The following is a 24,909-nucleotide window of genomic DNA, read 5'->3' as shown; positions in this document are numbered from 1 at the left end:
GTAGGTTAAGTCGATGCGGAAGATGAATAAAGGCGTGCCGGAAATCGAGTTGACGGACCGCAGCGCGGGCACCGTGCGTTATATCGAGCATGGATTCCCCAGCGATTTGATTCGCTGGCACGTGCACGAGGAGTACGAGTTGCACTTCATCGTCGCCACCACCGGCAAAGTCTTTATCGGCGATTACGTGGGGCTGTTCGGGCCGGGGCAGTTGATTCTGACCGGCCCCAGGTTGCCGCATAACTGGATCAGCAAGAATGACCCGGAGTCTGAAGTGGAGCTGAGGGACATGTTGCTCCACTTCAATCACGATACGATCGAGCAGGGCATCAAGGTCATTCCTGAATTGAGCCAGTTGCTGCCGATGCTGGAGCGTGCGCGCTCCGGCATCGAATTCATCGGCGTCGATCTTGATGAGGTGCGCAACCGTTTCGCAGAGATCCGCGACGCCTCCGGTCTGGCCCGCATCGTGCTGTTTTTTGATTTCATGAATGAGCTGGCGGTCTGGCCGAACTACCGTATGCTCTCCACCATGCAGATCAACTCCAAAGCCAACGAGACCATGCAACGCAAGATCAATACGGTAGTAGAGTATGTGATCAACAATATTGAATCGCCGATCAGCTTGCAGGAGGTGTCGGAACTGGTGGGCATGACGGACAGTCATTTCTCACGCTTTTTCCGCAAAGCCACCGGCAATCGTTTTGTGGAGTTTCTCAATCGCATCCGCGTCAGCCGCGCATGTTGTCTGCTGGCGGAAACCGATGAGCAGGTGGCCAGCATCTGTTTTCAGGTGGGCTTCAATAATGTCGCCAACTTCAATCGGCGCTTTCAGGAGTTGAAAGGGCTTACGCCCAGAGAGTACCGACAGCAGGCGACTCAGCGTTTTTAGTCAGGCTGGAGAGCGTTAATCGTTCTCCACTTTCGCTCTGACGGCCTGGATTTCATCCAGTTTGACTTTCAGTATGGCCTCCAGCTTGATGAGCTTTTCAAGCGTGTCGACGTCTTTTTGCCGTTCATACAGTTGCGTGAAGGTGCGGGTGATTTCATTGAGAATCGGATGCAGCTTTTCGAACTCCTCAGCCATGGCGTGTCCTCCTACATTCTGAATAGACACCTGATACAGTTTCGTACCCAATACTAATTTTATAGAAGCAGAACCCCGCTTTCGCCAGCTTGACGCGACTATGCGCCATCACGCAAGGAACGCTGTGTTTATGCATACAGGCGGGCGTTAGCACGGCGAAAGTCCGCAGGGACAAGGCCTGGCGCGCCAAGACCTTGTCGTTTGTTGGACCATTGAAGGGGGGCTGTCGGCCGGATTAACTTACTTTCACTATTCTCACTATTCTCACTATTTTCATAATGCTCATACCGGCGTTATTCACCCACCCGCATGTTTAACATGCCTGTACATTTAACATGCCTGTACATTTAACATGTCTGTACGTTTAGCGTGCCCTGGCTACTTCGGAGCGTAAGTCGCCGGCAGGCTTAAATCGCCGGAGGCTACATCCCATACATTGGTCACGCACAATAATGGACTGTGTACGTTGACGTTGACCCGTAGGGCGGCGGTGACGCCGTCATACTGAAATGCTTCCGGGAAACCCATGTCTTTGAGTGGAACCCGTGCACGAACCTGCTCTCCCTTCAGCTCCGGCTCATAACCTGGGCTATCGATAAACAACGGCAGTCCAGGCCAGGTCGCAGGCAGGTCGGGGTGCGCGCCTGCGGGAATGTCCTTCACCTTTAACGCGCCAGGGCCGCACTGTTCATCAGGCGTCAGCACCACCCAGTGGCTATGCCAGAGATCGCCGTCATTATCGAACTTGCCGTCGGCGTTCTCGTCGAATTTCGGCGTGTCGTCAAAGTCGGGATGCGCGGTTAGCACGAAGGCGAGAATGCCCTGGTCTGCTGCAAACCCCACTGCGCTGCTGTTCAGAGAGGTCGGCCAGACATAGCTGAACACGTCGCTGCCGGCCAACTGTCCGATAGCGTTGGGCTTCAGCGCGCCTGCGCCATCGCGAACGCTGTGTTCAAAGACAGCGTAGGGGCCCTCGCGATAAACGCGGGTTTGAATCAGGTCGAACTGCGCCTTCAACGCGTTATTAGTGGCGGACTCGATTTTCGTGTCGGAAGGCGTATGGGCGCAGGCGCCAACGGAGAGCGCCAGAGCGCTGCAAGCAAGTAATCGGGACGTAAACATAGAAACCTCTTTTTGGTATCGAATCGAAACATAATTAATTTATCTTTTTGCAAAGTTTTGAGTCAATACTATGTAGGCGTCTATGGCGCCTAATTGTTCTTATCACCTTGATAGAGATTACATATCAGATGGCTGATCAGAAAGTTCGCATCATCGGGACGGTTGTGATTACAGTGTTGTGTCGATAGTATTTGCGGATGCCTGATAATCTTATTTTTGAATTCATCGAACGTATCGGTTACGTCATCCGCACAGAGTGGCGCAAGGCGTTATTGGAGTACGATCTGCAGCCGGTGCATCTGGATGTGCTGCGTTATTTGGCGGCCTGCAACCGCTATTCGGATACGCCGCAAGGCGTTGCGGAATATCTGGAAATCACCAAAGGCACGATCTCCCAGAGCATCAAGCAGCTTGAGACCAAAGGCTTTGTAGAAAAGCAGGCGGACGCCTCGGATCGGCGCATGGTGCACCTGCATTTGACGGAAAAGGCGCAAGCGCTGCTGGATAAACTGACGCCACCGCCTGGGTTCGACGCCGCCATGCGCAACTTCTCCGGACAAGAGGAAGCCGTCTTGCTCGGGAATCTGCGCGATATCCTGGCGCAATGGCAGATAGCGCGTAAACGGCAGCGCTTTGGCGTTTGTCATACCTGTCGACACTATCAGCCCGGCGGCGCAGGCACGGGACAATGTGGGTTGACGGGGGAAGGGCTGTCTGCGGAAGACTCGCAAAAAATCTGCCGTGAGTTCACCTGATCCTTTAGCCCTGGCATGGGAATGGCTAGGCTTAGTCGGTCACCTTTTCTTATGCGGAAACAAATAATGAAAGTTCTGATTACTCCAGACTCGTTCAAAGAATGCCTGTCTTCCCGGGAAGTCGGCGCCGCTATCATGGAGGGCGTACTTCGCGCCGCGCCTCACGCTCATTGCGAAGCGATACAAATCTCCGATGGCGGCGAAGGTTTTGTCGCGGCGATTCTCGCCAATAAGGGCGGGCATGAGCGCTACGTGACGGTGCGTAACCCCTTGGGAGATACGATAACCGCCATGTGGGGGCTGTTGGAGGATGGCTCCACAGCGGTGATAGAAGTCGCCGCAGCCACAGGTCTGCATTTATTGGCGCGAGAGCAGCGCAATCCTTTTCTGGCGGGCAGCTGGGGCAGCGGTGAAGTCATTCGCGATGCGCTGGACGCCGGCGCGAGGCGTTTCATGATCGGACTCGGCGGCAGCGCCAGCAATGACGGCGGAGTCGGGATGTTGATGGCGTTGGGGCTGCGCGCCCTCAATGCTGAGGGTGAATTAATCGCTCCCTGCGCGCAGGGTTTAAGGGATCTGGTCACGCTGGACTACAGTGGGCTGGACCCGCGCTTGCGCGAATGTGACATCACCATCGCTCTGGATGTGGACAATCCCCTGTGCGGGGAACAGGGCGCGTCGGCGGTTTTTGGTCCGCAAAAAGGCGCTACGTCCGCTGACGTGCAGGAACTCGATCGCTTGTTGTCCCATTGGCTGGCGTTGAATGAGCAGATGCTGGGACGGGAGTTGGGGGCGATACCCGGTGGCGGCGCGGCGGGAGGATTAGGGATGGCGTTTGTTGGCGTGCTTGGCGCTCAAGGACGCAAGGGCATTGATTTGGTGCTGGAGCTCAGTGGATTTGATGAAAAGCTAAAGGGAGCGGATCTGGTGTTTACCGGAGAAGGCTGTATGGACAGTCAAAGTCTGCGAGGCAAAGCGCCACTGGGCGTGGCGCAGAGAGCTCAAAGAGCAGGCGCGCCCACCATTGCGCTGGTTGGCGCGCTTTTGGGCGATGCCACGGCGGCGCGAACAATGGGATTGACCGCTGTCTTTCCCATTGCGCCGGGAGTGGTCACTCTGGACCAGGCCCTGGCGGATGCCGCCGTCAACCTGCGTCGCAGCGCGGAAAATGCGACAGCCTGCTTCCTTGCTGGACGAGGCTGACGAACTCTTAAGCGGCGGCCACTTCCGTGGCTGCGGCGATTTGCTGTTGCGCGTCGGCCAAAATGGACTCCGGATTAACCATGATGCGGTCGGCGTTGATAAAGGTCACATCCTTGATGCCGATGAAGCCCAGCACCTGACGCATATAGGCGGACACAAAGTCTGCCGCGCTGTTGACGGGCGTGCCGCCGGTGACAGCCACTACATACGCCTTTTTATTTTCCAGCAGTCCAACAGGGCCCTGCTCGGTATAACGGAAAGTCACCTGCGCCCGGCAGATCTGGTCGATATAGGCTTTCAACGTGGCGGGGACGCTGAAGTTATACATAGGGGCGGCGATAATCAGCGTGTCGGCCGCCTGTAATTCTTCGATCAGGCTGTCTGACAGCGCCAGCGCCTGGTTTTGCGCTTCAGTGCGCTGATCCGCCGGGGTGTAACTGGCGCCGATCCACTCTTCCGTGACGAAAGGCAATCCGCCGGATACATCGCGGGAAACCACTTCCGCGCCAGGGTTGGCCGCCACCAGTTGTTCAGTAAGTTGTTGCGCAAGCTTGCGGCTCATTGAACTTTCCGCACGGGCGCTGCTGTCGATTTTCAGAATGCGAGTGTTTGAATGGTTCATGGATTATCTCCTGAAAGTTTGGCTGTCGTTTAGATGGGCTCACTATATTTGTTGAGATAAAAGGGATAAACATGGCTGAAGGGAAAATTCTGTTGCTAAAATAAGAACAATTAAGCGAAACATAGTTGGAGGGAACGCATGAGTCGCTTTGAGGAAATGCAGATCTTCGCCAAAGTGGTGGAGACTGGCAGCATCACCCGCGCAGCGCAGGTTCTGGACATCGCCAAGTCAGCGGTGAGTCGCCGTCTGGCGGAACTGGAATCCCGTCTGGGCGTGCAGTTGCTGGTGCGAACGACCCGCAAGTTGACCCTGACCGAAACTGGGCGCAGTTATTACGAGCGCTGTTTGCGACTGTTAGAGGATCTGGCGGAACTGGAAGAGGCGGTGACCAGCGAGCACAAGTCCCTTAGCGGCAAGCTGAAGATCGCCGCGCCGTTCACGTTTGGGATGATGCACTTGGGCTGCGTGTTCAATGACTTTATGCAAATGCACCCGAACCTGAATTTCGACATCAATTTTAATGACCGTCAGGTCGACATCGTGCAGGAAGGGTATGACCTGGCGATTCGTATCGGGCGCCTGGTGGATTCCACTTTGATCGCCCGCCCGATCTGCAAAATACACACGGTGATCTGCGCCAGTCCCGCTTATCTGGAGAAGTTCGGCGAGCCCAAAACCCCGGAAGAATTAACGCAGCATCGTGTGATTCATTACTCCAATCTGCCCAACAGCATCTGGCGCTTCTGGAACAGCAAGGGCGAATGCATCGAGGTGAGTGTGAATCCCTGGCTGCAGGCGAACGCTGGCGATTATTTACGGCAGGCGGCGGTCAACGGCTACGGGATCGTGACCCAGCCTAATTTCATTTTGTACAAGGAAATCGCCAGCGGCGCCCTGAAGCCCATACTGACGGAATACCAACTGGTGGAATCGAACGCGTATCTGATTTATCCCCATACCCGACATCTTTCGCACCGGGTGCGCACTTTTGTGGATTATGTTCTGGAGCGCTTCAAGGGGACGCCTTATTGGGATCAGCCCCTGAATGAATTTTGCGAAAACGCGGGCTGTCCGTCGCCCTCCGACTTCAAGCCGCGACCGGAGGACGGGGCGCCAGCCATGAAATAAAGAACTCGGCCAGCCTTGAGCTGCCGCGGGTTTGCGCCACGACGAAAATTTCCGGCAGCTCGGGGAGTCCTTCCTCTGGTCCCACCACCCGGGTTCCCGGTTGCAATGCATGCTGGGTGCGGGCGCTGACCGCCAGATTGCCCCGCACCGCCGACATCAACGCGTTGAGGTTGTTGGTGGTATACGCTTCCTGCCACACAATGCCGGCGGCCTTTAGCGCCTTTTCACTGATTGAGCGGAACTGGCAGGGCGTGGTGAAGTTGGCCATGCGCAAAGGGACGCTGGGATCGAACTGATACTTGTCCGACGCCACCCAGACCATCTTCGCTTTGCTGAGGACTAACTCGTCTGCAGAAGGGTCCTGAGTCAGGCGAATAATGCAGTCAAACTCCTCCTGCTCGAATGCGTTATGCAAATGCATGCTGGATGCGGAGCGCACGTTAAGTTTTATCAGCGGATACTGCATGGCGAATTTGGACAGCTCATTGGTCAGGTCTCCGTCCACTAAAGAGCGGGAAATGCCGATGGTCAGCTCGCCTTCAAACTGCACGCCCTGAATGGCTTTCAATGCTTCGTTCTGCAGATCCAGAATTTTGCGGGCGTAGATCAGCATGGTTTCGCCTTCTGGCGTCAGCTCTTTACGCCGTCCCACCGTTCGGAACAAGGCGACGCCGAGGCGCTCCTCCAGACGGCTGAGTTGCATGCTGACGGTGGATTGGGTCTTGAACAGGCGTTCGCTGGCGCGCAGTACGCCGCCGCTGTCCACAACGGTGACGAAGGTTTGCAGTAATTCCGTGGAAATATCAGGTAGCTTCATATATCAAATATATTGAACTATATGATCATGAAATATTGATTTTTATGAATCATAGAACGAACTAAGATGAAATGAAAGTTCAGTACAGATCCAAGAGGGTATGAGTATGAAAGCACTGACAATGGCGGAAGTGTTCCTGATGACGGAAACTGCTCGGGAAGATCCCGCGAAGAAAGCCCGTACAGTGGACTATCGAATAGAAGAGGATGGAAGCATCGATTATCGCTACTACATCAATCGGGCTCACGAGATGCGAGCGGAGTATGCGAATTCTTTAGTGCGTAAGCTGTGGAGGAAGCTGCGTGGTTGAGCTGAGTTTCCAGTCTACGGGAACGTCTTCCATCGCCAGTCTGCCGTCTTTGTCGCTGGAATAGCGGATTTTGACAGCGCCGCCTTCCACGACAAAGCGGATCGGCCACTTAACGATTTTTCCTTCCTGACCGTACTCCACTGGCGATGAAGCCAGCGCTTTTTGCAAAGGTTGTCCGCAGGCGTCAAAGGACGCAGGGGGACTGAACAGAGAAATGCTTTCTATCCTGTCCGGCCAGCCGCTTACATGAAGATACAGCTCGTAGACGTTATCGCCGACTTTCTGGCTTTCCAGTAATTCGTAAATATTGCCGAACAGACACTCCTGCGAAGCCGCGTTACCGCGACTGTTAGCTTTGAAATACAAAGCGAGTCCCATCGCCGGCAATATTATCGCCAGCGCAGCAATTAATTTTGAATAGTTCGAAATCCCCATGCCTTCATCATGCGCCTTCACCGACTAGCGCTCGTATGTTAGCAGAAAGAATTAGGATGAGGCGTTTCCTCCGCATTAAACTGGGTTAACCTTTGACGTAGTATTGAGCATGAGCTTTCGGCCTGATGGCCGCTCCTATGGCGCCTTACTGCTGGCGTATATTCTGTAGAGGTTTGACCTGGCGTTATGGATTTATTGAGAGTGTTATTGTCGCTGGCGTTATTCGTCGGCGCGGTGATCGGCGTTGTAAGTCAGTTCACCCAGGGTTTTAATGGGTGGATACTGGCGGCATCCATCGCGGGATTTATCCTCGCTCATTATGTCTGGCCAAGTAAAAAGCATCGCCACAGCGATAGCGGCTGGCTGGACGCACTGGATTGGCTGGAGTTCATCATCGACATCGGTTTTGAACTGGTCATTCTGCCCTTCCGTCTCATTCGCATGCTGTTTCGCGATGGCGATGCCGGCATCGATTTGTAGGAAAGCTTCACAAGAGGTGGTCGACCATGCAGGAAGCCTTTGTTTTCGATGTTAACGATGGGAAGCAATATCATGCTGCGACCATTCAGGACGTAGAAGACGGCTTATTGCTCGCTTGCTTTGCGGGCCCTAGGGAAGGATCGCAGAAAACGGGGATTTGGGGAGCTGAGTACCGTGACGGACGCTGGCGCAATCAGCGCCTCCTGGTTGATCCCCTGCAGCCAAGCGGACGCCGCTACCCCCTATGGAATCCTGTTTTCTCAAGGTCTGGCGACGGTCGCATACTGTTGTACTATCAAGTGGGTCCGAGTCCTTCCCGCTGGTGGGGCGCCTATATAGAATCTGTGGATGAAGGCGCTACCTGGTCGCAGCCGCGATTGCTTGATAGCGGTAGAATTGGGCCGGTGCGCGGGCGTCCAGTCGTTTTACCCTCCGGTGTCATGCTTATCCCAACCAGCACAGAAAATGAGGCGTGGCGAATCTGCTTTGAGCGCAGTGAAGACAGGGGAGAAACCTGGAGCGCGCATGGGCCGAGGGCCTCGTCTTTGTCCGCGATTCAGCCCGTATTGCTGATTCATGGGCAGGCCATTCAGAGCCTTTGCCGTACGACGGAAGGCTTTCTGGGTGAATGCTGGTCGTTTGATGAAGGTCTAAGCTGGACTGATTTGCGCCTGACGCAAATACCTGCGCCGGACGCCGCCATTGATGTGGTGCGCGCCAACGACGGTCAGTTTCTCTTGTTGCAGAACTCCGGCGCGGCTGGTCGCGCTGTGCTGAGCATGTCCGCCTCGGCGGACGGCGAGCAATGGCGACCTGTTCATGTGCTCGAAAACGGCGAGGGAGAATTCTCATACCCGTCAGCCTGCGTGACTCGCTGCGGCGATCTCCATATCGCTTATACATGGCGGCGCGAGACGATCAAGCATGTGTCCTTCACCTCAGATGAACTGCAGGACCTGTTGGACGCGGTTTGATTAAGTCGTCGTCTCGCTGACAAGAATCTCCTTTAGAAGCTTTTCCAGACTTTCTACCTGCAGAGGCTGGCTGTCGATCACCTCGATGCGGCTGTCCGGCGCTTCGGTGACGGTATAAACGGTAACGCCTCCGTTCTCCGCATTGATCACCGCTGCGCCTTCCGATGTGCGAAATACGCCTTTGCAGCGCTCTACATTCAGGGAGTAGACGAGATTCAGCACTTCTTTCATATCGAAACGGTATTTGGGTGAGAAAACCCAGCCGCAACTGAAATAACCATCGCCGCGATTTTCTTTGCGTACGATATCCTGTTGAGGGGCGAGAGCAATGTCGATAAATGGCAGTTTGCTCTCCGGCGACGCTGGAATGCTGTAGTCGCTGGGGGCGGCGGAGTGTTCCAGCCAATCCGGGTTCACGCGACCGTGATTGACCCAGCCAATGGCGTCCTCATGCAAGTCGGGTCTGGTGGCCTTAACCCATTCATAAAACACCCGCTTATCTTCGTCTGAGCATAAGTCGGTTTTGTTGGCGACCAGGATGTCGGCGACCTGAACCTGCTTCCTGAAATTCTCATTCTCGTTATAACGTGGGTCTGTGATCTTTCTTGGGTCCAGCAGGGTCAGGGTCGCTTGAATACTGACGATATCCCGGTAGTGCTCGCCGTTAAGCGTCGCGATAATTTCATCGGGATGCCCAAGTCCGGTCGGTTCGATCAGCAAGCGGTCCGGCTTGCGCGCCAGCAGCATGTTCAGGCCAATTTGCATTGGCAGCCCGTTCACGCAACACATACAGCCGCCAGGGACTTCTTTCACCAATGCGCCCTTGTTGGAAAGAATGGCGCCGTCTATGCCGACTTCACCGAACTCATTTACTAAAACCGCCCAGGTCTCGTTGGCGGGTTTTTGGTCCAGAAGGTGAAGAATGGCGGTGGTTTTTCCGGCTCCCAGAAAGCCGGTGATAATACTGGTGGGGATTCTGTTAGGCACTGCGTTCTGTTCTTTGGTTGGCATTATGCGAGTCCCTTTGCGTCGTCGGTCCGTGGAAACGGGTGTTATGTTATAACAAGTCTTTCCCTTGGACCAGACGCAATGAACTTACAATGGCTCCGTTCGAGGAAGCTCTACAGCTCTCCGGGAGTGGCGCCGAAGGCGCGCTTAAACGCGGTGACGAAATTGGAAGGATGGCGATAACCGGCTCTGTAAGCGGCTTCGCCAATGCTGAGTTCTTTTTTCAACAATGCATCGCGGGCCGCCTCCAGTTTTCGTTGGCGCACGTATTCGAAGACGGTGCGTCCGTAGGCGAGCTTGAAGCGGCGCTGTAAGGTGCTGACGCTCATGCCCACAGCGGCGGCGGTTTCTTCCAGTGAATCAATAGTCTCCAGATGCGCTTCAATAAACTCTCTGGCGGTTGCGATGCGGCGGCTTTCCTGTGGCTTTGGGGCGTCAGCGGTTTCTGCGCGGGGCTTGCTGATATGCTTCGGCAGCATCAACATGCCGTCGCTGAGTAGTTCCATAGCGCGGCTTTCAATATAAAGGCTCAAGAGTAGACGATTCAGGGGAGGGGGATTGAGAATCTGCTCCGCCAGTCCAATCAAGCGGGCGGACGCTGGCCATTTTGCGAACGTCACCTCCTCTCCAAAAAGTTCCTCCAGATCAAGAGCCGCGCCGCCTTCCTCCAGACTGCGACATTCCAGCCATTCGCGACTGACGGAGATATTCACCTTGGTGAGGCAGCGATTGGCGCGCAGTCTGCGGTGGAAGGTTTGCTGGTTGGGAATGCATAAGGCGAAACATTCCGGACCTGCGCCCCCGGCTTCAAAGCTGGCGTCGCCCAAAGCGAAATCCAGCTTGCCCCTGAGTATGACCGATAAGGTCAGTTTAGGCGGTAGCTCCATGCTGGTGGACAGCGTTTGCAGCTCTTTGAGGTCGCTAAGGTGCACGGAAAGACCTGACGGATAACTGGTCAGCGCGAAGCGTCCTTCCATGATGGCGTCTTTACGATGGGACTCTGAATACTCGACCTGCTGCCGGTAGCCGGCGTCGTTTGCCAGTCTGATCAGCTCATCCGCGTTAATGCGCGGGGCGGTTGACTGAGCCGCGTTTGCCATTTGGCGATACCTCATAACGTTTCGACGATTTTGCATAAGCATTGAGCCTTAATCGCAGCTCATGTTAACGATAATATAATTGATAATAATTCTCATTAATATATTCCGGCGTCTAATGATCGCATCCGGACGGCTTTTTGTTGTCTGGGGCGTTATTGCGCGTCGATCCGGCTGGTTCTTAATTAGAGGTATTGAAATGTCCTTTCATGTTGTCCGAAGGTTAGCGCGTTCCGCCCAAGTTCCTTTCCCTCCCGCCAAGCTGCCGCTTGCATTGCGCTGTGCGTCTTTGGCTGTCGCTCTGGCGCCAGTGGCTGGCGTCGCTCAGGCGGAGGAGAGCACCAATCTGGCGCCGGTGACAGTTTGGGGGACGGAGGTATCCAGCTCGTCCGTGTATCTGGGTGAAGAAGACATTTCCATCAAACAGGCGGACCACCTCAGCGATCTGTTACGGGACCAGCCCGGCGTAGAAGTAGGCGGCACTCACTCCGTCAACCAGCGCATCAACATTCGCGGTCTGGACGATACTGATCTGGACATCCGTATCGACGGGGCCAGCCAAAGCAATTTCATGTACCACCACATGGGAAATCTGCTGATCAACGCGGATATTTTGAAAGCGGTGGATATTCAGGTGGGGGCTAACTCCATCGTTCACGGAGGATTGGGCGGCGGCGTCAAATTTGAAACCAAAGATGCGAAAGACCTGCTGAAGCCAGGCCGCGACTTCGGCGGCAGAGTCTCTTTTTCACATTTCACCAATGACGCCACACAGGGATCTCTGACCGGTTATGGCAAATTGGGCGACAGCTTTGACTTCCTGGCCTATATGCTGGTGAATGACAGGGACAACCCGAAAGACGGCGATGGCGTGGAAAACGTCGGCAATGACGGCAAAATCAAAGACCACCTGATCAAGCTGGGTTATGACATCGGAGAGTATGATCGTCTGGAGTTCGGCTATGGCGCATATCGGGACGAGGGCGATTACACCTACCGTCCGGATATGGGACCGGCGACAAACACAAATATTCCTGGTAGCTCATTGCCCTATCCAACGGAATATAACCGTGACACCTACACTCTGAACTACGACATGGATCGCGGCGATATGCTGAATTTGCGTCTGAGTCTGTCTCGCAATGTACTGGACTTAAGGCGGGATGAATCCATCGTATCCGGCGGCATCATTGAAGGCGAGGCGATCAACTCAGGGGCGAACGCTACAGCGCAGACGTTGACCGAAGCGTTCGGTCTGGAGCACTTGTTCACCTATGGCTCCGATATCCTGCGTCAACAGGGTATTTCCAATAAAGATGGGGAACAGTTGACTAAAGAGAAGGCGCTGAACATTGCTGTGTTTGCGGAAGATCGCGCCACTTTCGATAGCGGCCTTGCTATTACGCCTGGCGTCAGAGTAGATCGTTATAACCTTGATTCCGTGAATGCGGATAAAACTTACACGGAAGTGTCTGGCGCGCTGGCTGTAGAAATGCCTGTAACGGATGCGTTAAGTATTCGCGCCTCCACGACTCAGACGTTTAAAGGGCCTGAGTTGTCTGAGATCTTCAATAACGCAGGTGGAGTAAAAACGCCTAATCCAGACATCAGACCTGAAGACGGTCATAACGAAGAGTTTGGCGTTAACTATTTCAAGCCTGACGTATGGGGGGCTAAGTCTATCGCCGGTGGCGTGACTTTATACCGCACTAAGATCCATGATGTGATTCAGGCGTCTGAAACTGTCGACATGGATGAAAATGTGGGAACCGCCGTTATCGATGGTTATGAAGCCAGCTTTAAGTATTCATTGACGGACCTCTCCTTGATGCTGACCTATGCCTCCATGGACTCGGAAGTGCGTCGTCATGATGGTTCAACTACGCCGCTGGATCGAGAAATTGGAGACACAATAGGCGTTATCGTAACTTACTATGTACCTCGTGCTGATTTGACGTTTGACTGGAACGCGCAATTCGTATCCGAGGAAGACAACGTAGCTGAAGGCTCAGAAAATAAAGACGGCTACCAAGTACATAATGTGTCCATGCAATGGCTGCCGAAAGGACAGCTTGATGGTGTGGCGGTGACCTTTGGTATTGAAAACCTGTTTGATGAGCTATACACCGCTCACGCTTCACGCACTGGCAGAACCAATCACCCTGTCTTTGGCGAATTGCTGTTGAACGACTACGAGCCAGGCCGTAACTACAAATTGACGCTGGCGTATTCGTTCTAATGCTTGTGTAACAAGGACGCTTGTCAGTGATTCCGGCCTCGGATAGTTTGCGATGAATTTTGGAAACTAAGCCCGGGGCCGTTGGCTCTCTGCATAGAGGCCTTAACATAAAAAGGAAACACCAATGCTTAAATCTGTCGCGACAGTACCTACAGACTCTGCGAGCCTGTACCTCAACAAACTGTGCAAACACTTTCGCCATAAAGTGCCTGCGGAATGGGATGATCATGAAGGTCGGGTGCAGTTCAAGCCCGGTACTTGCGTGATGAAAGCCGATCAGGCGACGCTGGAAATGGTTTGCGAGGCGGAGAACGAGGAAGCGCTTGGCGTGGTTCAATATATTCTGGATGATCACCTGGTTCGCTTCGCACGCAAGGAAGAGATCCAGATTAACTGGCGTCGCGTCGATTAAACCGTCAACGGTTTTAGCTGTATTACGCGTTCGTCCGACGTCTTCCGGGCGGCGCTTTTTTTCGTTTGTGGCGACGTGTTTTTAGCGCAGGCGCAAGAAGTCGCCAAGACGTGATGGCGGAAAAGCGTGGCGAATAAATAAAGTGGTGAATAGATAAAAAAGGAGCAACAGAGCGTTGCTCCAAGAGGGGGTACTAAATCGCTTGCGCAACAAAGTTCTTTAACTGCGCCATACCCACGGCGCCGCTGTGGTTGGCTACGGCCTTGCCATCCTTGAAGACAATCAGAGTCGGAATGCTGCGAATGCCCATCGCGCTGGCTATCGCCTGATTGTCATCCACATTGACTTTGACGACCTGAATATCGTCCGCCATCTCTTCCGCTAACTCGTCCAGCACTGGCGCAATCGCCCGGCATGGCCCGCACCATTCAGCCCAAAAATCCACTAGTACAGGCTTATCTGAATTGATGACGGCGTCTTTAAAATCTGCATCTGAAATGTGCTTTACGAATGCGCTCATGGCTCACCTCGAATCTGAAATTGTGTAACTGAGGCAATAATGGGGATGAAACGCAAACAGGACTAATTGACCTTTTATATGGCGCTGATTAGTAAAGGTGATGATGGCTTGGGTTGGGGGCAGGGCGCTTGCTTAAGGTTTAAAGTGCGCCGCCAGCTCTTTTAGTCTTGCGCCCAATTGATGCAGGTTGCGCACGGTTTCCTCCACCTGTCGGATACCGCTGACATTGCCCTGACTCGCTTCTCTGATGCTCTCTATCGCCTGGGCGATTTGATCCATGCCGCTGATTTGTTGCTGACTGGTGGCGGCGATCTGAATCGCCATCTGGCTTGAGGTTGTGGCGTTGTCCATGAGCGCCTTGATCGCTTCACCACTGAACTGCGCCCGCTGGGTTCCAATCGCGACCGCTTTGTGGCCTTGCTCCGCAACTAATACAGTTTTGTTCATCGCCTTCTGAATATCCGTCAGAATGGCGCGCACCTGTTTGGTCGCGACTTTGGACTGTTCCGCCAGGGATTTAACCTCCTGCGCCACAACGGAGAAGCCGCGCCCGATTTCCCCGGCTTTAACCGCTTCGATGGAGGCGTTCACGCCCAACAGGTTCGACTGCTCCGCCAGATCGTTCACCGCCGCGACCACATCGCCGATGGTCTGGGTTTGATCGCACAGCTGTGTAATGCTTTCGCCAATACCTTCCATTTGGGTGCGGATTTGCTGCATTCCCTGCAGCGCGTCATTCACCGCGGCGTGCCCTTCTTTGGCGACTTTACGGGTCTGCTCGGCGCTTTCGACGACCGTCTTGGCTTTGCTGCCCGCCATCAATGCCGTCTGTTTGACTTCTTCAACCGTGGCGGCGATTTCGCTGATGGCGGTGGCGGTATCTTGGCTGCTAGTCACCGCCTGATTGACGGAGCACATGATTTCATCATTGGCGGTTGCAAGCACGGAAATGACGTCATGCAGTTCTTTGCGCAGTCGGGTGGCCTTTTCGTCCGCCAGCTTGCGCTCAGAGATGTCAAAAATGCTCGCCAGCACCATGGGGCCTTCTTCTGACGCCATGGGGTTCAAGCCAATCTCGACGGGGAACTCAGATCCGTCTCGCTTGCGTCCGTACAGCTCTCTACCGGCCCCCATGCTGCGGGTGCTGGGATAGGCGAAAAAGGAGTCGATAAAGCTGGCGTGGCGACTGCGAAAACGCTCTGGAATGAGAAAGTCGACAGGCTTACCAATCACTTCATTCCTGGAGTAGCCGAATATCTTTTCCATTTGCGCATTCACCAACGTCACCTCGCCCTGTCTGTTGACGACCACAATGGCATTAGGGGCGGACTCGATGACCTGGCGAAAGCGCTCCTCCGCGCGTTTGCGCTCAGTGAGGTCGATAATGCTGGCCATCGCCATCATCTTGCCTCCTGAGGGAATCGGCGTCAGGCCGATTTCAATAGGGAACTCCGCGCCGTCTTTGCGCATGCCGAACAGGTCGCGTCCGGAGCCCATTGCGCGACGCTCAGGATGTGCAAAAAAGCTGTTGCGTTGTGCGGGGTGAGCGTTACGGAAACGATGAGGAACCAGTATCTCAACCGGCTGGCCAATCAGTTCTCGGCGTGAATAACCAAAGCCGAGCTCGGTCTGCGCATTCACCATTTGAATGAGACCGTCCTGGTCGATCAGTATGATGGCGTTGGGGGCGTACTCCACTACATTGTGCAATGTCTCCCGCTCCGCTTTGCCACGAAACAGGCCCGCTTTGAACTGCTCCCATAGAGTGTTCTTCATACGCATATTCCCAGCGACTATTCCTTTCCTCTAAGCAAGAATAGACAAGTTTTGCGGGAGTCGTTGGCATATACGTGATATTGGATTAGCTTTTTGTGGCGCCAATGCGAACCGGCTTTTTGCTTGGGCGCATGGACAGGAAAATGCCTGATACCGTGATGATGATGGCTAGCAACGCTTGCAGGTCCTGAGCCTCATCCAGGAACGCCCAGGCCATCAGACTGGCTGAGATGGGCGTCGTCATGCCAATGATATTGTGCAGGGTAGGGCTCAATTTCATGGAAGACAGATTGTTCAGCAAATTGGGCAAAAAGGTGGCGAGCAGTCCCAAACCGACAATCAATAATAAATTGTGCTGAGTGACTTTCGCTTCTCCTGGCTGAAGAAACAGGAAAGGTAGTAAAAGCGCGACGCCCAGAATGAGGGTTAGATTATTGATGTTGGCGGCGTTAACGACCATTCCCTGATTAACTCTGCGCCACAGAGAAAAAGAAAACACAGCTCGCAAAAATGCGGCGCCCAAACCAAGCGCAGAGCCAAGGAGTATATCGCTGATGGCGTAACCTTCCGCAGCATAGTCTTTGCCGTAGAAATAGAACGCCAGGCCGGCAAAGGCGATAAGAAACCCGGTGAGTTCATTCTGATTGAATTCACTCTGCAGGAACAAACGCAGAAGAAAAGTAAACAACGGCGCGAGAGCGATCAACAGCGCAGCGACGGCGACAGGAGCGTAATAGAAAGAGAATGTCGCCAGCACATAATAAAGCGTCATCATCAACGCCAATGGGAATTCCTGCGCCTGATAGGCAGAAGGCCCACTACGGCTGAAAGAATGCGCTTTTAGTAATACTGCGCCGAAAATGAAAGCAACTAAAAAGCGTCCCCAGATGATATGGAAAACGCTCATGCCATCAATGAACTTAACGAAAATCCCTGTCGACGCCCATAAAGTAGCGCATAGAAAGCTGTATAACATGATGCTTTGAAAGTTCGGAGCTGTGTTTGAATTGTTAGTCGAACACCGTTGCAAGAGGTTGATTAGCCTCAAATAGACGAACTCCTTACAATAACAAGCTTGATAGGCTCGAAAGTTGTAAGGAGAAAAATTATGGCTATATCCATAAGTGACTTAAAAATATACAGTCATGTCTTTAGAGATAAAGCCTTTATGTCAAGTTTCAGTGTTTATTTTGGCGCCGAATAGATTAGCTATTCTTTTCGAAATAGTATCTAAATAGAATTTGTCTTTAGACGAAGCTGAAAACCAGATTCCATGTAAGTCTCCTGACATATATTGTTCGCACATAATATTTAGTCCATTTAGCCTTCCATACCATCGATTTTCATCGCAAAACCACTCTTCTGAAACGCCCAAGTTTTTGCAGTAGTCTTTCAATACTGTAAGAGGTGGGAGTGGCAGGTTCTCGCTTTTAATTACACTAGGGGATGCGCCGTACTCTACATGGTGATCCAAGCTGACTATATCGAGCTGATAGAATAATTCTTGTAATACGAGCTTGTCGATACCGTCAGTGTAGAACTCAAGTATCTCATCATCTTGGCATTTGTGGATAATGCCGGACTCTAGGTTTAGAGCATAGTTGACGCCAGTTTCACCTAATCCAATAACGACCGATCCTTCTGGTAAGTCTTCAGGAAAGTCTCTTATGTATGTACGATAGTGGTTCTCAATCCTGCTGAATTTAAATGAAGCTCTAGGGAACCTCTGAATAACTCCCAGAATCAGTCATAATACGGCAGTCCAACTCAGCAGGAACACTTTTCATGGATCAGATGACTTTCTCCGAAGCCGAATACCAGAATAAAAAGCGTAAGACCCGCCGGGAAATCTTTCTGGAGCGGATGGATAAGCTGATTCCCTGGGAACGGTTGGAGAAGAAGGTCGCCCGTCATTATCCCAAGGGTGAGAATGGCCGGCCGCCGTATCCGTTATCCGCCATGCTTCGCGTTCACTGCATGCAACTGTTCTATAACCTCAGCGATCCCGCGATGGAAGATGCGCTGTATGAGATTGAGTCCATGCGTCGCTTTGCTGGTCTGCGCCTGTCAGACCGATTGCCGGATGAAAGCACGATCCTCCATTTTCGTCACCTGCTGGAGCGTCACGGTTTAGGCAAGACGCTTTTCAAGGAAGTGAACAAACAACTACAGAAGCAAGGGCTGATGATGCGGGAAGGCAGCATTGTGGACGCGACGATTATTTCCGCCCCGAGCTCCACTAAAAACCAGAGCGGCCAACGCGACCCGGAGATGCGCCAGACCAAGAAAGGCAATGAGTGGCGCTTTGGTATGAAAATGCACATTGGCGTAGACAGCGCCCGGGGACTGATTCACAGCCTTGAAGCGACGGGAGCGAATGTCCATGACATCACAGTTGCGGGCAAATTGCTGCATGGAGAAGAAAGCGTCGTGTTCGGCGATGCCGGTTACCAAGGCATTCATAAGCGGGAGGAACACCAGAAGCGGGCGGGTGTCGCCTGGTTTATCGCGAGACGTCCAGGCGTGCGCCGCACACTGAGCAAAGAGCATCAGAGAATGGAGATGCTGAAAGCGAGCATCCGAGCCAAAGTGGAGCATCCATTCCGCTACATTAAGCAGGTGTTTGGTTATGGCAAAGTCCGCTATCGAGGCCTGGCGAAGAACAGGAATCGATTATATCTACTGGCGGCCTTCAGCAATCTTCTTACGGTGTGGAAAGAGCTGCGGATATAGGGCGATAGGCCCACTTCCGTCCTGAAAGGGGCGAAAGTTGTTGGAAAAAGCAGTATATGGTTGGGCCAAATGCACAATGGAGAGGGATATTGGGATAACTATGGGTTATTCAGAGGTTCCCTAGTTCTGGCAAGAAGGCGATGATCACTTTCCCCCATGGAAAGCAAAAATTCTTTGTATTTAAGAGGTAATGATAAGTTGGTTAGAGCTTCAAAATCTTGAATTTTTCCAGCATCTACGCCCGCTAGCTGAATTTTTGGAGTTGCTTTTAATACTTCTCTATACAGTTCTTCGGTCCAGCTCATCTCTAGCGTCTTTTGAGTCCTGCTTTAATGATCTGCATAGGTAGTAGATCTGCTCGTATTACAGAGCAATTATGTGTTCTCTTTTAGCTACAGGCAATAGATGATGCGTTTTCCAAAATGCAGGAGTACGATTTGATGGAGTAAACGTTAATCAGCATCTTAGGGGATGAAATTCGGCTAAAACATACTCGATTATGTAAGGGCGGCGACAGATTGTCTCCTTATTATGAGTAGAGGTTGTCCATTTTATTTTGTTAAAGGCTTCCGCCTAACCAGGGTTCGACTAGGCTCTATAAAGGATCTATGAAATGCAGTTAACTTGTCACTGTGGGAACGTCAGGCTATCAATTGAAAATCCGCCGGCCGGAGTTGGTAAGTGCAATTGTTCTATTTGTCGCAGGTATGCCGCTTTATGGGGATACTATTCCCCTGAAGAAGTAAAGATTACATATGAGAAAGAAAAATCTGTCTTTTATATATGGGGAGACAGGGAAGTGAAGTTCCATCGCTGCAATCTCTGCGGATGCGTCACCCACTATGTCACGACGCCTAAATGCCCGGAGAAGGTCGTGGCGGTTAATATGAACATGGCTCCTTTGGATGTGCTTGCAGCTATTCCTGTGCGGGAGATTGATGGAGCCAATTACTAGTCATTTATGAGTATGGATGTGAGTGTGGATAAAGATAAAAAGGTCATTTTTGACGTCATTGAAAGTGAGCATGGCGAGGGACTGGAAATCGTTGGCGTTCACTATGATTTGCAGTGTTTACGGGTTGATTTGGCGTCGCCGACGCTGGATGGCCGGATCAGCATGACTTTTGAACGCCCTACGGGATTCAGAGTGCTGGATGAGGGAGATCTGCTGGAGTTCTGGGGAAGCCTCACTTCAAAGCAGGGATGGGCGTTCAGGATTCACGCCGGCGGCTGGTTGGAGCAGGAATCGCAGCGGTCGGGATTCGTGTCGCAGCATCATGAAGCGTTGCAGGAGTATCTGATCATTGGCGAAAACGACTGTATCAGTGTCCTGTCGCAGGCTTATCCGACCATTGTCTTTCCCGACGTCGCCTAGCGGCGTTGTTTTCCCTGTGCTGGCGCGCGTTATTGGGTGGACGATTTTTGTTTATCCAAAGCGCCTGGGCTCGGAATATAATAGGGCGAATTAATACAACAAAAACCCACTACACCTCTTACTACATCCCTGACTTAAGGATTAACGAATGGCATTTGATTATGGCTCCATCGACCTGGGGCTGAAAAATCCTTTCAAACTCGAAGGCGCTGTGACGGCGGGCAGAGGCGCGATTCAGGTTTTGGTCGCTCTTTATCTTCTTGTGACGGCGGCGAGCGTGGTCAAAGGCGACGCCGCTTCAGGCTGGATTCTGATGGCCTTTGGCGTGCTCGTTCTGAGTATGGGCGTCATCGCCTTATCTTCGGGCGTCTATGCGATGCTGCGTTATTTTGTCGGGCGTAATCACCCTACCTCGCTGGCGGTAAATCAGAGTAAATCCCAGGCCAGTACGGCGCAGGAAGAACGGACCTACGTGGGATATGACCATCGGCAGCTGGAAGAAATGCTGATGGGGCGCAAGAACATCACCTTTGTGGAGCCGAAAGGCTTGCTGGCGCGTCTGATTCACAGCCTTGTTCCCAAGTTGCTATTTATGCCGTATCCGGTCAGGAATATGTCGCAGCGTCTGTTTGGCGCCTGGGTGAATACCGCAGTGATGCTGGTCGCCTACGCGTTTGTCGCATTTGTGTCTCTCGCCGGTTTTGCGGGAGAGGCGGGAGAGTTGGCCTTTCCCGTGTATACGGCGTTATTGATGGCCTATTTGTTGTTTACCTGGCGAGCTGCAGGAAAACCTTTGGACCGCAAAGCGGAGAAGCAGGTTGAATCGCTGGGCGGCGGCTCTCTCGCCAAGGTAATTGCGCTCTCGTTCATTATTCCATTGATCGTCGGTCTGGCGTTGTCCTGGGCCATGTCACAGTGGAAGATCTCGCGGACGGACGTTGAAGGTTGGCTGGCGCAACTGCCTGACCTGCACGCAGGGCTTTATATTGTCGGCGCATTGCTGTTCGCCGCTGCCTGCAGTGTGATCGTATTGCTGATGTTGAAGCGGCGCCTGAGTAGCGCTGAGCCTGTCGCCGAAGTGTCCGAGCTGCGGGAGAACTGGCAGGAGTCGGTTCATCCCAAGGAAATTTTCATCAATCTCGATAACCTTGTCATGGCCAATCGCCGTTACAAAGAGGTCCCGAACCGCGTATACCGTGAACTTGACCCAAAACTGGACGAGCAGGTGGATGGCAAAGGCGGCTTCAAAGGAGAAATGATTCAGGAAGTGCAGCCTAAGGTCAGAGCCCTGGAACTGGGTGAGCTCTTCAAAAAGCTGCGAGTAGCGGCGTTGTTGGCGGGAAATATCCTGTTTATCGCAGCGACTGTGTACACGTTGATGCTGGCGTATGCGTTGGTGGATCTATATGCCTTTACTGCGCAGTCGGGCATCTCTTCATTGAAAGAAATATGGGGCACGCCGCGTTTTGAAGAGTGGGCGGGGCTGCTGATGAGTTGTGCGCATATGTTTTTGATCGGCTTTCTGCTCAAGTCTTTCGCCAAATTGCTCAGTGGTGCGGCGCATTTGTTTTTCGCTGAAATCCAGTTTGAATCGCTGCTGGTCTACTTCAAGTGCGAAGGCACTTTTACTGAGTCGAAAATTTCCACTGGAACTGGCATTCACGACAGCACACGTTCGGAGAATACCCTGGTGCGCTGCAGCATTACGCCATGGGTGATCGTCTCGCGCATCGTTTCGACCACTTTCGCCGCCACTGGTATGAGAAACCTGGAGCATCCCAGACATATTCTGGAGATGCATCGGGATGATGAGCAGTTGCAGGAGATTAAACATGACGTGGTGGCGTTCTTGAAAGACAGGGAGTCCATCGCCGCGATCACCAGCGCAAGAGATCTAGGCAACGCGTCGCAGATTCATCAGCTTAATCAGCAAACCCGGGCTATCCCCGCCCAGCAAACGCTGGCTCATGATGAAGAGGCGGCTGGCTATCTCAGACAGGAATCGCAACGGGACGATTCGCATTAGCCGTCAGGCGAAAGGCCGCCATCTACGGCGGCCTGGTTGATGTCTCTTTAATGAACCTGGGAGCAGCTCAGGCTGCAAACCTGGTTGCGACCATTGTTCTTGGCCTTATATAGCAACTCATCCGCCACGGCCAACATGTGTTCAAAGTGTTCGCCGTTGGTTTCATCACAGATGCCGAAGCTCATGGTGACGGTCAAGCCATCGGCGGTCTGCTCCCATGGGTGCTGCTCAATGGCTTTGCGGATTCGCTCCATCATTTCCATCGCGGCTTTAGGGGAGGTGTTGGGCAGCGCTAACACCATTTCCTCACCGCCGTATCGGGCTACGATGTCGCTGTTGCGAATGCTGTTCATGAGGATTTTCGACACCTGTTTCAGCACTTCGTCGCCAATGACATGGGAATAACCGTCATTGATGCGTTTGAAGAAGTCGATGTCTCCCAGCACCAGACAAAAGCCGTTGCCGTAGCGTAACGCGTTGGCGTGAAGCACTTTGACTTCTTCATTGAAAAAGCGGCGATTATAAAGCCCGGTGAGTTCATCGCGGATACTGAGTTCTCTTAGCTGTTCCGCCTGTTTCGCGACTTTGTTGCGAGAGTCCTCCAGGTTCTTGTAAGCCTCGTGCAACTGGGTGTTCATCAGGTTGAACGCCTTCGCCAGAGCGCCGACTTCGTCTTCGGATTTGACCGGCACCTGCTGCTTGAAGTCGCCCTCCGCCATGCGGTTTACCGCGGATGTCAGATGGTTAAGCGTGCGCACGAGACGACTTCCTTCCCAGATCCCAAATGGAATGATGAATACGATGGCGCCTAATGCGGAGAAGAATAGCGTTTCCCTCAGCGTATGCAAATAGGCGAGATCGGCTGCCGACAGATCTGGTTCGCCGCTGGAAAGCGCATAGGCCACAAGGCGGCCTTTCAACCACAGAGAATCGGCGCCTGACAGCTCCTCTTCTGTGAGCTTCTGACCAATTTTATAATCCTTGCCTCCATGCAGGATATGGCCCTGGGTGTCGGTCAGTACGAAGGCGAAGGGGCGTTCATCCGATGCATTGGCGTCAGGGCGTTGCATCGGCGGGGGCAGCCCGGAGAAATAGGGCGCGTCCCCCTGTCCTTGCGGTCTCATTGGCGGAGGATTGCGAGGCGTACGATGCAACTTGCGGTTATTCTCCTCCGCAATGGCGAAACGCAACGCGTCTTTTTCCGTGTCCCAGGAATTGTTCTCCCGAATGTAGCGTTCAATGGCGGCTTGAAAGCGCCCATAATGCGCGTCCTTGGCATGCTCGACGAATTCGTGCTCCACCATAATGGGCGTCATAATGGCGATGATAATCACGACTAGCAGACTGGTGGAAATCAGGGCCAAAACGAGTTTTGCTTTTAATGAGGTCACGGCGCTCTCAACAAGTGGACGTGGTGAATTATTGTAGCCTTTCTTGAATAGGTGTTCCTACTTATTATAGCCCAGCGTGATAACGCTGCTCAGGTATGGCCAAAAAGTATAAGGCCAGCCAGGGCCCTGCTGATTTAGCAGTGACGCTTAAAGATTAAGGGCTGTCTGATGTGAATTTTTTCTATGTCCCCGAAGATCGGTGAAGTAAGAAAAGGTTTGAAAGAGAGAGAAAATGGAAAACTCAGTGTGCCGCTATCTTCAAAATAACTTCAAGGGGCTCGAGTTGGCGCCGCCCTTGTTTTACAGGTGGCCTGTTGGAGTCCGGTTCGAGATCGGGTCGCCGGAAGCCGGTGTCTGGCGCGATTTTGAAAACGGCGTTTTGAATACCCTTTATTTTGAAAATGCTCTACTACGAGCGATATCTATCTGTAATGCGGCCTTTTCAGAATCCGACGACGTGGACGTTGTATATGAAATCGTTGGCCATCGTCGCCGTAAAATAAAAATGAAGAGTTATGTTTTACGGCAGATAAATGATTCGGCGCGCAAGCATGTAACCTTTGCATCGAGAAAGGTGGATGGCGGTAGAGGCCAATATCGGAAAATCGCGTATGTGACCGGAGCAATCTCCAGAGAAGTGAACTACGCAAACCTGTTTTTATCCATTGTGAACACGGACTTTCCTCAGCGGAAGCCATCGTTGTGTGGACGCTGTTACTTCGTGAACCGAACTAAGGGAATAATCCTTCATTTGTACGATGACCGTGGCCTGGATGTCATTGCGACAAATCGAAGCGCTCTGAAGGAGGTATACGTTCGCTGTAACGATTGGATTCTGGATCATGATAGGCCGGGAATCGACGCTCTGTTCCTGAATGAGTAGCCACACGCTTAAGCGCTAATCCGCCTGCAATAGTCGCTTGGTTTGCAGCCCTCCATCCGAAAACTCACACTGACAGGTCACCCGGAAGAAAGGCGCTTGATGATTCAGGATGCTTACTCTGTCTGACGCGGCTCCGTCGCGCATCACAATGAATCCCTTGGACTCGGCTTCCTGAATGACGGTCTCTATTAACGCGCCTTGCGGGAGGTCCTCGCAAAATGTCTGGATTGGATGCTCCAGTCCCCATCGCAGGGCGATAACGGCGCCGATCAACGCCGCTACGATGGCGAGGGGGATGATGATTTCCCTGAACAGTTGAGACAGAAAGCCAGACTTGCTCATAAGTCGAGATATCCTCTAACCAGCGTCTTAACCTGCTTGCTGAAGCACGCAATCGGGCTATCGTCCAGCCCATCCACCATTAATTTGATCCCTGCAAAATAACTTTTACAAACATGACCTTATAACGTCACTTTGCACTTTTACGATGTACACTCCTTAGCTCAAGACAAAGGA

General features: G+C 52.7%; 27 protein-coding genes. 14 read left to right on the top strand and 13 right to left on the bottom strand.

Going from position 1 to position 24,909, the window contains the following annotated elements; all coding sequences use genetic code 11:
• Nucleotides 1-13: 13 nt before the first annotated feature.
• The gene (locus tag ACQYWX_RS24705; protein ID WP_431686707.1) at nucleotides 14-892 is read left to right on the top strand and encodes a helix-turn-helix domain-containing protein; all 879 of its coding nucleotides are present in this window, start codon (nucleotides 14-16) and stop codon (nucleotides 890-892) included.
• A 15-nt stretch (nucleotides 893-907) separates the two neighbouring features.
• Here the strand turns inward: ACQYWX_RS24705 and ACQYWX_RS24700 are convergent, their stop codons facing one another.
• On the bottom strand, nucleotides 908-1,087 hold the full coding sequence (locus tag ACQYWX_RS24700) for a hypothetical protein (RefSeq protein WP_431686706.1): 180 nt from the start codon (nucleotides 1,085-1,087) through the stop codon (nucleotides 908-910).
• 378 nt (nucleotides 1,088-1,465) lie between these two features.
• Nucleotides 1,466-2,209, bottom strand: coding sequence for a hypothetical protein (locus ACQYWX_RS24695; protein ID WP_431686705.1), 744 nt, complete (start codon nucleotides 2,207-2,209; stop codon nucleotides 1,466-1,468).
• Nucleotides 2,210-2,406: 197 nt separating this feature from the next.
• Here ACQYWX_RS24695 and ACQYWX_RS24690 point away from each other — a divergent pair, with 197 nt between their 5' ends.
• Both ACQYWX_RS24690 and ACQYWX_RS24685 read left to right on the top strand, forming a co-directional pair.
• A complete protein-coding gene (locus tag ACQYWX_RS24690; protein ID WP_431686704.1) occupies nucleotides 2,407-2,964 on the top strand; it encodes a MarR family winged helix-turn-helix transcriptional regulator in 558 nt (185 codons plus the stop codon).
• A 66-nt stretch (nucleotides 2,965-3,030) separates the two neighbouring features.
• On the top strand, nucleotides 3,031-4,167 hold the full coding sequence (locus ACQYWX_RS24685) for a glycerate kinase (protein WP_431686703.1): 1,137 nt from the start codon (nucleotides 3,031-3,033) through the stop codon (nucleotides 4,165-4,167).
• 7 nt (nucleotides 4,168-4,174) lie between these two features.
• Here ACQYWX_RS24685 and ACQYWX_RS24680 read toward each other — a convergent pair whose 3' ends face one another.
• Nucleotides 4,175-4,789, bottom strand: a complete 615-nt coding sequence (locus ACQYWX_RS24680) for an FMN-dependent NADH-azoreductase (protein ID WP_431686702.1) — start codon at nucleotides 4,787-4,789, stop codon at nucleotides 4,175-4,177.
• 138 nt (nucleotides 4,790-4,927) lie between these two features.
• Here ACQYWX_RS24680 and ACQYWX_RS24675 point away from each other — a divergent pair, with 138 nt between their 5' ends.
• Complete coding sequence (locus tag ACQYWX_RS24675; RefSeq protein ID WP_279505847.1) at nucleotides 4,928-5,917, top strand: LysR family transcriptional regulator; 990 nt, start codon at nucleotides 4,928-4,930, stop codon at nucleotides 5,915-5,917.
• Here the strand turns inward: ACQYWX_RS24675 and ACQYWX_RS24670 are convergent.
• A complete protein-coding gene (locus ACQYWX_RS24670; RefSeq protein ID WP_279505848.1) occupies nucleotides 5,877-6,734 on the bottom strand; it encodes a LysR substrate-binding domain-containing protein in 858 nt (285 codons plus the stop codon). The genes ACQYWX_RS24675 and ACQYWX_RS24670 overlap by 41 nt on opposite strands.
• Nucleotides 6,735-6,840: 106 nt before the next feature.
• Between ACQYWX_RS24670 and ACQYWX_RS24665 the strand changes: the two genes are divergently transcribed.
• On the top strand, nucleotides 6,841-7,044 hold the full coding sequence (locus ACQYWX_RS24665; RefSeq protein ID WP_279505850.1) for an RSP_7527 family protein: 204 nt from the start codon (nucleotides 6,841-6,843) through the stop codon (nucleotides 7,042-7,044).
• Here the strand turns inward: ACQYWX_RS24665 and ACQYWX_RS24660 are convergent.
• The gene (locus tag ACQYWX_RS24660; protein ID WP_431686701.1) at nucleotides 7,009-7,479 is read right to left on the bottom strand and encodes a hypothetical protein; all 471 of its coding nucleotides are present in this window, start codon (nucleotides 7,477-7,479) and stop codon (nucleotides 7,009-7,011) included. The genes ACQYWX_RS24665 and ACQYWX_RS24660 overlap by 36 nt on opposite strands.
• Nucleotides 7,480-7,665: 186 nt before the next feature.
• Here ACQYWX_RS24660 and ACQYWX_RS24655 point away from each other — a divergent pair, with 186 nt between their 5' ends.
• Together ACQYWX_RS24655 and ACQYWX_RS24650 are read left to right on the top strand one after the other, a co-directional pair.
• Nucleotides 7,666-7,959, top strand: coding sequence for a hypothetical protein (locus ACQYWX_RS24655; protein WP_216736971.1), 294 nt, complete (start codon nucleotides 7,666-7,668; stop codon nucleotides 7,957-7,959).
• A 26-nt stretch (nucleotides 7,960-7,985) separates the two neighbouring features.
• Nucleotides 7,986-8,933 (top strand): sialidase family protein, encoded by a 948-nt coding sequence (locus tag ACQYWX_RS24650; RefSeq protein WP_431686700.1) that lies wholly within the window; start codon nucleotides 7,986-7,988, stop codon nucleotides 8,931-8,933.
• On the opposite strand, the gene ACQYWX_RS24645 is transcribed toward ACQYWX_RS24650, so the two are convergent.
• Nucleotides 8,934-9,944 (bottom strand): CobW family GTP-binding protein, encoded by a 1,011-nt coding sequence (locus ACQYWX_RS24645; RefSeq protein WP_431686699.1) that lies wholly within the window; start codon nucleotides 9,942-9,944, stop codon nucleotides 8,934-8,936.
• Nucleotides 9,945-10,054: 110 nt separating this feature from the next.
• The gene (locus tag ACQYWX_RS24640; protein ID WP_431686698.1) at nucleotides 10,055-11,041 is read right to left on the bottom strand and encodes a helix-turn-helix transcriptional regulator; all 987 of its coding nucleotides are present in this window, start codon (nucleotides 11,039-11,041) and stop codon (nucleotides 10,055-10,057) included.
• Nucleotides 11,042-11,237: 196 nt separating this feature from the next.
• Here ACQYWX_RS24640 and ACQYWX_RS24635 point away from each other — a divergent pair, with 196 nt between their 5' ends.
• Both ACQYWX_RS24635 and ACQYWX_RS24630 read left to right on the top strand, forming a co-directional pair.
• A complete protein-coding gene (locus tag ACQYWX_RS24635) occupies nucleotides 11,238-13,277 on the top strand; it encodes a TonB-dependent receptor domain-containing protein (protein ID WP_431686697.1) in 2,040 nt (679 codons plus the stop codon).
• 124 nt (nucleotides 13,278-13,401) lie between these two features.
• Nucleotides 13,402-13,689: a DUF2218 domain-containing protein gene (locus tag ACQYWX_RS24630; protein ID WP_216736976.1), complete on the top strand. Its 288-nt coding sequence runs from the start codon at nucleotides 13,402-13,404 to the stop codon at nucleotides 13,687-13,689.
• Nucleotides 13,690-13,882: 193 nt separating this feature from the next.
• On the opposite strand, the gene trxA is transcribed toward ACQYWX_RS24630, so the two are convergent.
• From trxA to ACQYWX_RS24615, 3 genes are all read right to left on the bottom strand, one after another.
• Nucleotides 13,883-14,209, bottom strand: coding sequence for a thioredoxin (gene trxA, locus ACQYWX_RS24625; protein WP_216736977.1), 327 nt, complete (start codon nucleotides 14,207-14,209; stop codon nucleotides 13,883-13,885).
• A 132-nt stretch (nucleotides 14,210-14,341) separates the two neighbouring features.
• Entirely contained in the window at nucleotides 14,342-15,985 is a 1,644-nt protein-coding gene (locus ACQYWX_RS24620) for a methyl-accepting chemotaxis protein (RefSeq protein WP_431686696.1), read from the bottom strand.
• A gap of 85 nt (nucleotides 15,986-16,070) precedes the next feature.
• Complete coding sequence (locus ACQYWX_RS24615) at nucleotides 16,071-16,961, bottom strand: EamA family transporter (RefSeq protein WP_431686695.1); 891 nt, start codon at nucleotides 16,959-16,961, stop codon at nucleotides 16,071-16,073.
• 809 nt (nucleotides 16,962-17,770) lie between these two features.
• Here ACQYWX_RS24615 and ACQYWX_RS24610 point away from each other — a divergent pair.
• The gene (locus ACQYWX_RS24610) at nucleotides 17,771-18,718 is read left to right on the top strand and encodes an IS5 family transposase (protein ID WP_431685803.1); all 948 of its coding nucleotides are present in this window, start codon (nucleotides 17,771-17,773) and stop codon (nucleotides 18,716-18,718) included.
• 98 nt (nucleotides 18,719-18,816) lie between these two features.
• Here the strand turns inward: ACQYWX_RS24610 and ACQYWX_RS24605 are convergent, their stop codons facing one another.
• Nucleotides 18,817-19,023: a hypothetical protein gene (locus tag ACQYWX_RS24605; protein WP_431686694.1), complete on the bottom strand. Its 207-nt coding sequence runs from the start codon at nucleotides 19,021-19,023 to the stop codon at nucleotides 18,817-18,819.
• A 494-nt stretch (nucleotides 19,024-19,517) separates the two neighbouring features.
• Between ACQYWX_RS24605 and ACQYWX_RS24600 the strand changes: the two genes are divergently transcribed.
• From ACQYWX_RS24600 to ACQYWX_RS24590, 3 genes are all read left to right on the top strand, one after another.
• Nucleotides 19,518-19,673 (top strand): hypothetical protein, encoded by a 156-nt coding sequence (locus ACQYWX_RS24600; protein WP_431686693.1) that lies wholly within the window; start codon nucleotides 19,518-19,520, stop codon nucleotides 19,671-19,673.
• Between the two features lie 24 nt (nucleotides 19,674-19,697).
• Entirely contained in the window at nucleotides 19,698-20,093 is a 396-nt protein-coding gene (locus ACQYWX_RS24595) for a hypothetical protein (RefSeq protein WP_431686692.1), read from the top strand.
• Between the two features lie 148 nt (nucleotides 20,094-20,241).
• Nucleotides 20,242-22,119, top strand: a complete 1,878-nt coding sequence (locus tag ACQYWX_RS24590; RefSeq protein ID WP_431686691.1) for a hypothetical protein — start codon at nucleotides 20,242-20,244, stop codon at nucleotides 22,117-22,119.
• A gap of 47 nt (nucleotides 22,120-22,166) precedes the next feature.
• Here ACQYWX_RS24590 and ACQYWX_RS24585 read toward each other — a convergent pair whose 3' ends face one another.
• A complete protein-coding gene (locus ACQYWX_RS24585) occupies nucleotides 22,167-23,510 on the bottom strand; it encodes a diguanylate cyclase (protein ID WP_431686690.1) in 1,344 nt (447 codons plus the stop codon).
• Between the two features lie 232 nt (nucleotides 23,511-23,742).
• Between ACQYWX_RS24585 and ACQYWX_RS24580 the strand changes: the two genes are divergently transcribed.
• Nucleotides 23,743-24,393: a DUF3885 domain-containing protein gene (locus ACQYWX_RS24580; protein WP_431686689.1), complete on the top strand. Its 651-nt coding sequence runs from the start codon at nucleotides 23,743-23,745 to the stop codon at nucleotides 24,391-24,393.
• Between the two features lie 15 nt (nucleotides 24,394-24,408).
• On the opposite strand, the gene ACQYWX_RS24575 is transcribed toward ACQYWX_RS24580, so the two are convergent.
• On the bottom strand, nucleotides 24,409-24,735 hold the full coding sequence (locus tag ACQYWX_RS24575) for a hypothetical protein (RefSeq protein WP_431686688.1): 327 nt from the start codon (nucleotides 24,733-24,735) through the stop codon (nucleotides 24,409-24,411).
• Between the last annotated feature and the right edge of the window lie 174 nt (nucleotides 24,736-24,909).

The sequence above is a fragment of the Hahella sp. NBU794 genome (assembly GCF_050749805.1).
In the GTDB taxonomy this organism is placed as follows: domain Bacteria; phylum Pseudomonadota; class Gammaproteobacteria; order Pseudomonadales; family Oleiphilaceae; genus Hahella.
The sequence above is the reverse complement of the archived record's forward strand: the minus strand, read 5'-3'. Positions and strand labels throughout refer to the sequence as shown.